The sequence below is a fragment of the Borrelia hermsii DAH genome (genome assembly GCF_023035675.1).
GTDB classification, from domain to species: domain Bacteria; phylum Spirochaetota; class Spirochaetia; order Borreliales; family Borreliaceae; genus Borrelia; species Borrelia hermsii.
Genome location: NZ_CP073136.1, coordinates 915,566 through 927,976 on the forward strand (window position 1 = coordinate 915,566; position 12,411 = coordinate 927,976).

A 12,411-nucleotide genomic window follows, 5' to 3' on the forward strand; every position below is an offset into this window, starting at 1 on the left:
CTCTTATGTTCGTTTGTTTTTATAGGTTTTAATTATGTTGATTTTTTGTCATTTAAGTTTTAGTATATTAATTGAATATGAATTAAATTAGAATTTAACTAAATTTGAAACTAAATTTGAAATTTTTTAAACTTTTTTATAAAAAAAAGGGGGTGTTTGTTATGCAGTATTTAAAACCAATAAATGTATTTTCAGAAATAGGTCGTTTAAAAAAAGTGTTGCTACATAGGCCAGGGGAAGAATTGGAAAATCTGACCCCGTCAATAATGAAAAGGTTGTTGTTCGATGATATTCCTTATCTTGAGGTGGCAATACAAGAACACGATGCTTTTGCAGATATTTTAAGAAGTAATGGAGTTGAGGTTGTTTATATTGAGGATTTAATTAGTGAAACTATTGCTAAATGCGATAGTGTTAAAGAAAAATTTATATCTCAATTTATTCTTGAAGCAGGGATTAGGACCGAAAATAAGACTAAAGCTTTGAAAGATTATTTTTATAATATGTCTATTAAGGACATGATTTCAAAGATGATAGCTGGGGTTACAAGGGATGATCTTAAAAATTATAAATCTGATTCTCTAAACTATTTAGTAAATAGTGAATATCCTTTAATTGTTGATCCTATGCCCAATATACTCTTTACAAGGGATCCTTTTGCGAGTGTGGGTAATGGTGTAACAATAAATAGGATGCAAACTAAGACTAGACGTAGGGAAACAATATTTGCAGAATATATTTTTAAATATCATCCTATTTACAAAGACAATGTTCCCATATGGTATACTAGAGATGAAGATACTACGCTGGAAGGTGGAGATGAATTAGTTTTAAGTCGGGATGTTTTAGCAATTGGTGTTTCTGAGAGAACTGAGGCCGAATCTGTTGAAAAAATAGCTCGCAAACTTTTTGAACAAAAAACATCTTTTGGTACTATTTTAGCTTTTCAAATTCCACAAAGTAGGGCTTATATGCATCTAGATACGGTTTTTACTCAAATAGATCATACTACTTTTACAAGTTTTACCAGTGACGATATGAAATTTACAATTTATGCTTTAACTTATGATTTGGCTTCTGGGAGTATTAAAGTTAAAAGCGAAAAAGCTAAACTGGAGGATATTTTAGGCTTCTACCTTGGATGTAAGATTAGTATAATAAGATGTGCTGGAGGGGATTTGATTCACGGCGCGAGAGAACAGTGGAATGATGGTGCTAACACTTTAGCAATAGCGCCTGGAGAAGTAATAGTTTATTCTAGAAATCATGTAACTAATAAATTACTTGAAGAATTTGGAATTAAAGTTTATAGAATGCCTTCTAGTGAGCTTTCACGAGGAAGAGGAGGGCCAAGATGTATGTCCATGCCTTTAATAAGGGAAGATATTTAGTTTAACGGAGGATATATTTATGTATAATTTACAAGACGATTTACGAAACAAAAGTTTTTTAAGGCTTTTAGATTTTACCCAAAAGGATATTAGATATTTACTTGATTTGTCTTATAGCTTAAAAAAAGCTAAGTATTCAGGAATCGAAGAACAAAAACTTAAGGGAAAAAATATAGTTATAATTTTTGAGAAGGATTCAACAAGAACAAGATGTTCGTTTGAGGTTGCTGCTTATGATCAAGGAGCTCATGTTACTTATTTGGGACCAACGGGTAATCAGATAGGTAAGAAGGAATCAATAGCTGATACTGCAAGGGTATTAGGAAGAATGTATGATGCTATTGAATTTAGAGGATTTTCTCAAGAAGCAGTTGAGGATTTGGCTAAGTATTCTAATGTTCCTGTTTATAATGGATTAACAGATGTTGCTCATCCAACACAAGTACTTGCTGATTTTATGACTATTGAAGAGCATAAGGGATGTTTGGCAAATTTGAAGATGGTATTTTGTGGAGATGGTAGAAATAATGTTGCTAATTCTTTAATGGAAGGATGTGCTATTATGGGCATGGATTTTAGAATATTTGCTCCAAGAGAACTTTTCCCAGACCCAGAATTGGTAACCAAGGCAAGAGCGATAGCTGATAAGAGTGGAGGCAGTATTACTATTTCTAGTTCTATTGAGGAAACAGTTAGGGATGCTGATGTGATTTATACTGATGTTTGGGTATCCATGGGTGAGACTAATTGGGATGAAAGAATCAAACTGTTAAGACCATATCAAGTTAATAGTAAACTTATGAAATTGGCAAAGGAGGATGCAATATTTATGCATTGTTTACCGGCTTTTCATGATTTAAATACGGCGCTTGGTAAGGAAATATTTGATAAGTATGGGCTTGAAGGTGTTGAGGTTACACATGATGTTTTTGAAAGTGATCGATCTGTTGTATTTGATGAGGCTGAGAATAGATTGCACACTATTAAGGCTGTAATGGTTGGGACTTTGGGATAATTAGTTATAAATTTTAGATTGAGAAAATGAAGGATGGACTAGGAGAGATATGATGGTTAAGAAGAATAAAATGCCAAGTAGTTTTACAATAATATTTTCTTTAGTAGTGTTTATGACCATATTGACTTATGTAATTCCTGCTGGTGAATTTTCTAAAGAGATGAGAGAAGTTAATGGGAATTTACGAGAAGTTGTTGTGGCTGGAACTTATCATGTAGTAGAAAGACCTTCTCGGGGGTTTTTAGATGGTATTTTTACTGTTTTAACAGCAATGGCTAAAGGGATGGAGCATGCTGTTGAGGTTATTGTATTTGTTTTAATTGTTGGTGGAGCTTATGGTGTAATTTTAGGAACCGGTGCGGTTGATGCAGGGATAGCTGCAGCAATTAAGAAAATGGGAAATAAGGATAAACTTTTGATACCATTAATGATGTTTATTTTCTCCATAGGAGGAACTACAACAGGTATGTATGAAGAGACACTTCCATTTTATCTTATTATGATTCCACTAGTAATAGCCTTAGGATATGATAGTGTTGTGGCTGTTGCAATTATTGGATTGGGTGCTGGTGTGGGAACTATGGCATCTACTATTAATCCATTTTCTACGGGGATAGCAGCAGCGATAGCTGGCATTGAAATAAAGGAAGGTTTTTATTTTCGTCTTATTTTATATATAGTTTCTATGTTTGTAGCTATAGTGTATGTATTGATATATGCGATTAGGGTTAAGGATGATCCTAAGAGATCTATAGTGTATGGGCAAAGGGAAGAACATTATAATGTATTTGTTAAAGGTAGGATGGGAGATAAGGGCGATAGTATGCCGGAATTTACGAATAGGCGAAAGATAGTGTTGCTGTTATATGGAGTAATGCTTGTATTTTTAATATATAGTATTTTGGAGCTTGGTTGGTGGATGCAAGAGATGACTATGTTATATCTTGGTACAGCAATGTTGTCAGCGTTTATATGTAAGATGAGTGAGTTACAGATGTGGGAAACATTTGTAGAGGGAGCTAAAGATATGATGACAGCAGCGCTTATTATAGGTATGGCTCGGGGTGTGATGATAGTAGCTGATGAGGGAATGATTACAGGGACGATGTTAAATGCAGCATCAGAATTTTTGTATGGCGTACCTAAAGGTATGTTCGTAATATTAAACGAGCTTGTACAGATGTGTATAGGGGTTGTTGTGCCCTCATCATCAGGACATGCAAGTTTAACTATGTCAATGATGGCACCATTGGCTGACTTTTTAGATATGCCAAGGTCGTCAGTTGTATTAGGTATGCAAACAGCATCAGGTCTAGTTAATTTATTGACCCCAACCAGTGGAGTTATAATGGCTGTATTGGGTATAGCAAGGATCAGTTATGGTAGTTGGTTTAAATTTGTAATGCCAATATTTGTGATTGAGTGTGTAATATGTATTTTAGTGATAATGGCAAATGTGTATTTATAATTTAGGAGATATGTATGAGTAAAAGAATTGTAGTCAGTCTTGGGGGGAATGCGTTAGAAGGTGGGGAAGGTGCATTTTGTGAGCAGTTAATAAAGATAGAGGGTAGTGTGTGTGAGATAGTAGATCTGATAGAGTATGGTTATGAAGTAATTATCACTCATGGTAATGGCCCGCAAGTAGGTAGGATTTTGCTAGAGAATGAGATGTGCCAAGAGACACCATTAGCACCGCTTGATGTATGTGTTGGTATGAGTCAAGGGATGATAGGGTATTATATTGAGCAAGCACTTAGAAATGAGATGTATAAGCGAGGAATTAGACGGGGAGTAGCAGTAGTGCTGACGCAAGTTTTGGTAGATAAGGAAGATGAGTGTTTTAGAAAACCTAGCAAACCTATTGGACCATTTTATGATAAGGTAAGGGCAGAGGAGCTTGAGAATAAGGGGTATACTTTAAAAGAGGATAGTGGGAGAGGATATAGGCGAGTGGTAGCATCACCAAGGCCAATCGAGATTATAGAAATTAAAGAGATAAGTGAGTTAATGAACAGAGGATGTATAGTTATTGCGTGTGGAGGAGGAGGTATACCTGTTATAAGAGATGAGAAAGGAGTTATTAAAGGAGTAAGTGGAGTCATTGATAAGGATTTTGCATCATCTAGATTAGGACAAGATATAGGGGCAGATAAGTTATTGATAATTACTGCTGTTGATCGGGTAGCGTTAAATTTTGGAAGGAGAGATGAAATTTTACTTGAGAAGGTAGGTATTGTTGATTTAGAGAGATATATAGGAGAAGGACATTTTGCAGCAGGATCTATGTTGCCTAAAATAGAGGCAAGTATTGAATTTGTAAAGTCCGGAGAAGGTAGGGAGGCAATTATTACATCGCTGGGTAAAGTTATTAAAGGAGTCAATGGGATGGAAGGAACAATGATAACTGGATAGGGAATTATAATAGCTAGATCAATTGAGAAGTACTTGTACTTACGTAGAGAAGATAGACTAGATTAGTAATTGGGATATTGAATTTAATAGAGGCAAAAGGAAAATACCTACTAATAGTAGATGTAAAAGTATATTTGTATTATTTCTTTATGATTGTGCTTATTTGTTAATGCTATCATGTTTTGTTAAGTGTTAAATGGGGTTTCAAATGAAGAAAGATAGTATTTTAAGTTATATGATTAAAGTTTTTTCTATGTTGGTATATGGGAAACACATATTTATTATATTTTTTATTATGGTTTTATCATGCAGTAAGGAGAGTCGTAAAGAACTTATGTCATTTAAAATCTGCTTGGGGTGCAGAACCTAAATCAATAGATCCTCAATTTGCCGAAGATGTGCTCGGATTTAATATCATTGTTCAGATGTTTAGTGGCATAATGGATGTTGATGCACAAACTGGGGGATATAAGGCAGGATTAGCTAAATCTTGGGACATATCTGCAGATGGACTTGTGTACACATTTCACTTAACGGAAGGGCTGGTTTGGAGCGATGGTGTTAGTATTACAGCTGAGGGAATTAGGAAATCTTACCTTAGAATCTTAGATAAAGAAACGTTTGCTCATTTTGTTAGCATGCTTAAGTCCACAATAAAGAATGCGGATGCTTACTTTGAGGGTAAAGGTATCCGAAACCGAACTTGGTATTAGAGTTATAGATACCAAGACGCTAGAGATAACTTTGAGTAATCCAAAACCTTATTTCCTTGATATGCTAGTACGCCAATCATTTAGACCAGTCCCAGTGCATACTATTGAAAAGTATGGACAAGTCCTGAAAACATGGTTGTCAGTGGTGCGTTTAAATTATATAAAAGAGTGTCAAATGATAAACTAGTACTTGTAAAACGATAAGTACTATGATGCTGTTCAGGTTGAACTAGATGAACTATTATTTACTGTATTTTATACAGTAAATAATAGTTCATCTTCTTATCGCATGTATGAAAATGATGAAATTGATATGCTTACAGCTGGAGCGATTCCACCTGAAGCAATAAAGGAGATTAAATTTAGAAGCGATTATTATACATTTCCTCTTATGGCTCTTTATTACCTGACATTTAACACTACCCTTAAACCGTTAGATAATGTTAAAGTTAGAGAATCCTTAACGCTTGCTATTGACAGAAAAACATTAACAAGTAAGGTTGTAGACAATGGGAGCATTGCTACAAGAAAAGTCAGTCCTACTTTTAACATGATCCCCACAGGGCAAAAAAATTACTAGCTGAAGCTGGTTATCCTGGTGGTGTGGGTTTCCCTACTCTTAAATTAAAATACAATACAAGCGAAAGCCATAAAAAAATCTGTGAATTTATTCAACATCAGTGGCCAAAGGTTTTAAATATTAATGTGGAACTTGAATAATGAAGAATGGACAACCTACTTAGCAAGTAAAGGAATCGGAAAGTATGAGATTGCAAGAGCCAGTTGGGGAGGACATTATGCAGATTCATTAGCTTTTTTGAGTTTTTTTCAAAAAGAGTTTTCACATTTTAGTTCGTATAAATACTTTAATGAAGTATATGATAATCTTATTGCTCAATCTGATCTTGAACAAGATCCAATTAAGAGACAAGATATTTTAAGAAAAGCCGAAGAAATAATCATAGAGAAAGACTTCCCTATTGCTCCAAATATATAGATATGCAGGAAATTATCTATTTAGAAATGATAAATGGACCGGATGGTAACCCAATGCTACAGAAAGATTTGTTTTCTATAATCTTAGAAGAATTAAATAACAAAAACTAGCAATGAGATCCCGTGCCTTATAATTATTTTTTTATTTCTTGATTAAATAGTATAAGCATTGCAATAGGCAGTATGTTTGCGATGTAATTTAATAGCCAATTTATTGTGTATAAGTAAAATAGTAACTAATTATGGTAATATAGGTTGTGTTTGAGTTTCGTCATAATTTATATTATGCTAGTGAGTTGGCAGTGTGTATTAAATGTTTGTGAAAATCTAAGAGAGGATATAGTAAGGCATTATGTTCAGATTTGACCTCACTTAGTACTCTAAATATTGGTTCTGTTTTTGAGCCCCGCATCCATAAACTTGCAATTATTTCCTGTTTGTTATTTTTAAATAAAACTTTAAGACCTCCTGAGGAGTCACCTGTTCTAGAGATGTTTTGATTGATACCTTCATAATTGATAATTTCATAATTATGGATTGGTAATTTGTGTAAGACTGTATTATTGTTGAACTCTTTTTTTAATAATTTTTCGTAGTTGGATTTAAGTATTTCTTGATTTTCTACATTTATTTTAAGCATGGCTTTTTCTGATGATACTTCTACATTGCTATAAAAATTTATTGTCTTTAATATATCATTAATAGTGTAGTGTTCGTTATATGAATTATTAGATAGTGCACACCATATTTTATAAATATTTTTGATTTTAAGCAGTTTTATGATACTAAAGAGTGTTGCTAGTGGGTCTCTTACTTTTGAGGGGTATGTAATATTTCCTCCATTTGATCCTTCTCCAAAAATTTTTACTATTAATCCTTTATTCCGTAAGAGGCCAGCCATTTCTGTTAAGTTGGCCTCACCGACTTCAACTCTGTAAACTTTTGTGTTAAATAGCATGGCTATTTTTTCGATGTTTAGTGAGGTTGCATCATTAACAACGACAGCCAAATTGTCTTTAATGCCTGAATGGTAAAGATAACTAAGCTCTGAGAGTACTGAGAGTGCAAATATTTTTTGTGGTGCAATCATGGTTGCTTGTCCTTTTTTAAAAATTGCAACCAAATTGCCCCTGTCTCCATCACAGTCAGGGACATAACCTAATTGAAAAGAATTGTCTTGCTTGAATTTTTGTTCTAATATTTGTTTACACATATTTAGAGATGACCCTTCGGGAGTCATTCCGTGCTTAAAGATTCCAATTTCAGTGTTATGAAGTTCCAATTTTATTCCTAAAGATTCAATCATTTCTTTATCAATTGAGTTGATGCGAGAACTACCATTCATCTCACCTATTATTCCTATGGGTTCTTTTATGATATTTTCTTTTAGTATGTTAGTATTTTCTTTATTATGTTTGTCTGGATAAATTATTTGCTGCATTAGTGACTTATATGAGTTATAAGAGCGTGTTTTATGTTTATCTTGTGAAGTGATAATTACTTCATATGTTTTTAAGTGTAGAGCATTATTATTGAAATTTTGTAAGTTTGTTATTAAATTATTCATTAAATTTTCATTTTCAATGTTGGATCTGATTTGGCATATTATTTTCTTTATTTCATTTGAGTTGAGCACACCTCCATCATTTAATCCAGTTTTGATACCATTATATCCTTTAGGATTATGGCTGGCAGAAATGTATATAAAACCTTTTGAATTTTGACTTTCTTTTGTATAAGCTAATATTTCTGGTATTGGAAGTATTCCAAAAAAATTTACATTGTCATTGTTTAAGATTAGTGTCTTAATTACAATCTCTGAGATTATATTTCCAGTTGATCTTGAGTCTAATCCAACATTGATGTATTCTTTTGGTTTATCTTTAAAATAATTTGATATTGTAAGGGTTATAAGAGCAATCAATATTTTATCGTCATCATTTATTTCATGATCTGTTGAATTTTCATCTTTTGATTTTGCAAATATTTTTCTAAAGCCAGAAGGAGAAAGTATCATTTTATTAATAGCATTTCTTAGATTTGTCATGTTTAATATATAATTTTTTAGCATATTTTCCTCCTCATTAGGTTTTAATATTTACCTTTATTGTAGTAGCATAATTATAGTAACATATTCTATTATAAGAAGCATTACTTATTATAATCCTTGTAATATGTTACTATTGTTTACCTTATGCTTAAAATGGGGTTTTTAGTATGTGCGAAGTAATAGATAAAATTTTTTCTAAAAAAATGCTTGATATGCTTAATATGCATAAACTTAAAGTTTTAAGCAAGTCTTTTAAAAATTTTCCCAATGAGAGTCATAGCAGTATTTTAAGTCTTGTTGATCATCCTGTTAAATTAAAATTTAAGAAAGAACTTGTTGAGCATAATTTGAAAAAATATATTGATGATTTTACAAAATTTTTATTTTCATCAGAAGGCGATTTTTATGTTTTTACTGGCGATGAGCTTGAAAGACTAGGTTTATTGCTTTATCCTTATCTTTCATTTGGTATTTTGAATGGAGGTTCTGCAACTAGTTATTTCGATATACTTAAAAATAATGATTTTAATGAGGAATTATATCTTTTATATGCAAATAAAATATTTGAAGCTAAGGAGTCTTTTGGGAATTTGCCAAAGGGAATAATACCCGCATATGTTAACAAAGATGGTAGTTATGGATTTTCATTCTTAGCATTAAAAATCCGACACCTTTTAATGCTTTCTAAGAGATATTATGAACTTTATGGTAAGAGTATTAAGCCTTCAATTTTTCAAATGACAAGTTTTAAGACTTATGAATTAATTTCTAGTTTTTTAGATAATATTTTTGATGATAATTTGATTGAAGATTTAAATTGTTGTGGTTTGCAAAAGACAGATATTTTTACAGCTATTCAGCCGTTGGTTTATTGCTATAAGAAATTAAATGATGGTCAATATGAGTATTTTACCTATGACAATAGCGGAGAGGAAACTCTTTTGGCGTTACCTGCTGGCCATGGTCAAAATTTTAAAGTTTTAAAAGATATTTATTTTAAACTTTATAATTCCGGAAAAAGATTTGTGTATATTGGGAATGTTGATAATATTGGTTTTACTGTCAACTTAAAGACTCTTGCCATAATGGCTATAACTAACAGTTCTGCTGGCTTTGAATTTAGTGTTAAAACCCCACTAGATACAAAGGGAGGAGTTTTAGTCTTAGATGATGACAATTCATTAACATGTGTTGATATTGGTAGTGCTATTTCTAAAGAAACTGTACTAAAAGCTGAATGTAGTGGGAATAAGATTTTGTTTAATTGTGCTACAGGACTTTTTAATTTAGAATATTTGATAGAAAATATAGGTAGAATAATATCAGATATGCCTATAAGGATTATTGAACAGGATAAAGAGTTTGGTAAATATACTGCAATTGAGCAAATAACCTGGGAAGTTGTAAGAATGGTAGATAATCCATTGATTTTTGAGGTTAATAGAGGAGATAGGTTTCTGCCTGCAAAATTGTTTGTTGATACGCTTATTATGAGTAATTACATGAATGATAAATTTGCAGATGATCTATTTGATATTGCTAAATATTTAAATAATGCTCTTAATAATGCGTTGAAGAATAAATATGATTTGGTATTTAGGAGAGGTAAATGGGATGTTTAGATTTGTGTTATTTGGACTTTTATTTTCGAGTTTGGTTTTACTAGGAGCCATCCCCGAAATAGATTATGATTATTTTGAAAATGATAAATTTGATCTCGTAGATATTGATGAATTTTTAGGAAGAGTTGACTTTAAAAATATTTTGAGAGAACGTTGTTTGTTTATTGGCATTAGGAATGTCACCAATCCTAGTGCTGTGCAAGCACTTAGTAGAGATGAACTTAATAAAATAAGAGAAAAGGTAAATCCATTAGGAATTATTTTATTTAGGGAAAATTTCAAGGATGCTCGACAAACTAGAGAGTTGATTGAGGGGGTGAAGAAATATCTTGGCCCTGACATTTTGATTGCTGTTGATGAAGAAGGGGGACTAGTTAGTAGAGCTAGTGAGAATAAGAAATTGGGTGTTTATAATTTTCCTGCCATGGAATTTGTTGGTAGGACCGGAGATGCTCAGCTTGCATATAAGATTGGGGAAATTCTTGGAAAACAGCTTAGACGCCTTGGCATTAATTTAAATATGGCACCTGTAGCAGATACTAAATTTGCTCCCGATAGTCCTTTAGGTAGCAGAACTTTTGGGTATTCATCTTATAATATTGGTCTTATGGTGGAGGCATTTGTTGATGGGATACAAAGGGAAGGTGTTTTTGCTGTGGTTAAACACTTTCCTGGACTTGGAGGCACAAAAGTAGATACCCATAAAGATTTGGCCTTATTGCCTTATAGTAAAAATTTTCTGATGGTAAATAATTTTGTACCATTTCTTTTTGGGAAGGAAGCAAAATTTATTATGATTGGGCATGTATTGGTGCCTAAGATTTCTGGGGATGTGGGTAGTATGTCAAAAGATATTGTGGATATTATAAGGCATAATCTGAATATTTTTAGTATTATAATGACAGATGCATATGATATGGGGGCAATTGTAAATAATTTTAGTTTAGAGCATGCAACTAAAAAATCGTTAAGTTCAGGTGTTGATGTTGTGCTTATTCCAGAGGGTTTTAGGGCATTTAATGCAAGGGAATGAATTTTTTATTGAGTTTTTCTTTTAAATAATGTTTATTAAGAAATAGCCATTGTCTATATTGCCAGGAGAAGTGAGAGCAGATTCCTTTTTTTTGAAATCATCTATATAAGTTAACTTTTTACTGTATCATATTATTATAACTATTTTTTGAAATTGATCTTGTCTATAATTATAAATAGTTCTTAAGCATTATCTTCTATCTTAAAACTTTCTATAATACTTTTTGCAATTTTGTTAGTTTTATTAGTGCCAAAAAGATTGAATAGTAGCTCATGATTCGGTGATGTAATAATTGCTATTAAGTGGAGTGATTGATAAAGACTTTGATTCAGCATTAATGCATATATTGAATTTGTAAAGTTTAGAGAAATTGGTACTTTCCTGATTACTCTTTCAGCTCTTATAACAGGTATATCTCTTTATTTATACATTACTGTTCATAGCTAGCTTGTCTCTTCAATTCCTATGATCTCCTATAAAAGTTATAGAAGGAACAAATGGTTCTGGAAGAACAATGATAACTAGATAGGGAATGTAATAGCTAGATCAATTAAGAAATACTCACGTAGAGAAGAAGAGAATGTAGAGAAGATAGAGAATAGATTAGTAATTGGAATATTAAGTTTAATAGATGCAAAAGGTAAAGCAGGGAAAAGGAAAGCAGAGATATTGTGACCAGTAATAATGGCTGCTCTAAGAGCTATGGGCAATTGAGTTCCTATTAGAATATTAATAATGAAAGAATGTATGTGTATTTGATATTTCAATATGTAAAGAGAGATAGATAAAGTAAAATAGACATTTGATAATAAAGTTGGATTGTGAGGATAAAAGTGAATGGGAATGATATTAAAATCAATCCATTCATTGTAAGTCATGGTTATTCCAATGAAAGCGTAATATTTATAATGTTGATTATAAGGAGTTAAATTTATATAATTATGCTGAATAATACCTATTTGTAGTGGTTTTATATTTGTAAGGTTTCCATTATTGAATTTTTCCCCCCAGGCGTGAGTATGTATTATTAATAAGTGTAGTGGTATAAGTATTAATTTTTTCATTGTGTGTATAAGAAATTGTAACATGTTATTGTCAAATAAGAAATAAAAGGGTATTTTTTATGTATTTGTATTTTCATCTTTCATCAATTTTATACTATTAGCAACTAAACTA

General features: G+C 32.0%; 8 protein-coding genes and 2 pseudogenes. 7 read left to right on the plus strand and 3 right to left on the minus strand.

Annotated elements, in window-relative coordinates; all coding sequences use genetic code 11:
- Positions 1-161 precede the first annotated feature (161 nt).
- The 5 genes and pseudogenes from arcA (at position 162) to bhDAH_RS04325 (ending at position 6,580) form a co-directional block, all read left to right on the plus strand.
- On the plus strand, positions 162-1,391 hold the full coding sequence (gene arcA, locus bhDAH_RS04305; protein WP_043924507.1) for an arginine deiminase: 1,230 nt from the start codon (positions 162-164) through the stop codon (positions 1,389-1,391).
- Between the two features lie 19 nt (positions 1,392-1,410).
- Positions 1,411-2,406, plus strand: coding sequence for an ornithine carbamoyltransferase (gene argF / locus bhDAH_RS04310; protein ID WP_012422589.1), 996 nt, complete (start codon positions 1,411-1,413; stop codon positions 2,404-2,406).
- Between the two features lie 52 nt (positions 2,407-2,458).
- The gene (locus bhDAH_RS04315; RefSeq protein WP_043924508.1) at positions 2,459-3,874 is read left to right on the plus strand and encodes a YfcC family protein; all 1,416 of its coding nucleotides are present in this window, start codon (positions 2,459-2,461) and stop codon (positions 3,872-3,874) included.
- A 14-nt stretch (positions 3,875-3,888) separates the two neighbouring features.
- Complete coding sequence (arcC, locus tag bhDAH_RS04320; RefSeq protein WP_012422591.1) at positions 3,889-4,821, plus strand: carbamate kinase; 933 nt, start codon at positions 3,889-3,891, stop codon at positions 4,819-4,821.
- A gap of 253 nt (positions 4,822-5,074) precedes the next feature.
- A pseudogene (locus bhDAH_RS04325) lies at positions 5,075-6,580 on the plus strand (peptide ABC transporter substrate-binding protein).
- A gap of 87 nt (positions 6,581-6,667) precedes the next feature.
- On the opposite strand, the pseudogene bhDAH_RS04330 reads toward bhDAH_RS04325, so the two are convergent.
- Both bhDAH_RS04330 and bhDAH_RS04335 read right to left on the minus strand, forming a co-directional pair.
- Positions 6,668-6,780 (minus strand): annotated as a pseudogene (locus bhDAH_RS04330) (diadenylate cyclase CdaA); the annotation flags it as partial.
- Positions 6,781-6,813: 33 nt separating this feature from the next.
- Positions 6,814-8,601: a phosphoglucomutase gene (locus bhDAH_RS04335; protein ID WP_012421787.1), complete on the minus strand. Its 1,788-nt coding sequence runs from the start codon at positions 8,599-8,601 to the stop codon at positions 6,814-6,816.
- A 146-nt stretch (positions 8,602-8,747) separates the two neighbouring features.
- Here bhDAH_RS04335 and bhDAH_RS04340 point away from each other — a divergent pair, with 146 nt between their 5' ends.
- Positions 8,748-10,202, plus strand: a complete 1,455-nt coding sequence (locus tag bhDAH_RS04340; protein WP_012421786.1) for a UTP--glucose-1-phosphate uridylyltransferase — start codon at positions 8,748-8,750, stop codon at positions 10,200-10,202.
- Positions 10,195-11,235: a glycoside hydrolase family 3 N-terminal domain-containing protein gene (locus tag bhDAH_RS04345; protein ID WP_043924368.1), complete on the plus strand. Its 1,041-nt coding sequence runs from the start codon at positions 10,195-10,197 to the stop codon at positions 11,233-11,235. Before bhDAH_RS04340 ends, bhDAH_RS04345 begins: the two co-directional genes overlap by 8 nt.
- Before the next feature lie 521 nt (positions 11,236-11,756).
- Here the strand turns inward: bhDAH_RS04345 and bhDAH_RS04350 are convergent.
- On the minus strand, positions 11,757-12,299 hold the full coding sequence (locus bhDAH_RS04350) for a hypothetical protein (protein ID WP_226285542.1): 543 nt from the start codon (positions 12,297-12,299) through the stop codon (positions 11,757-11,759).
- Positions 12,300-12,411: the final 112 nt, after the last annotated feature.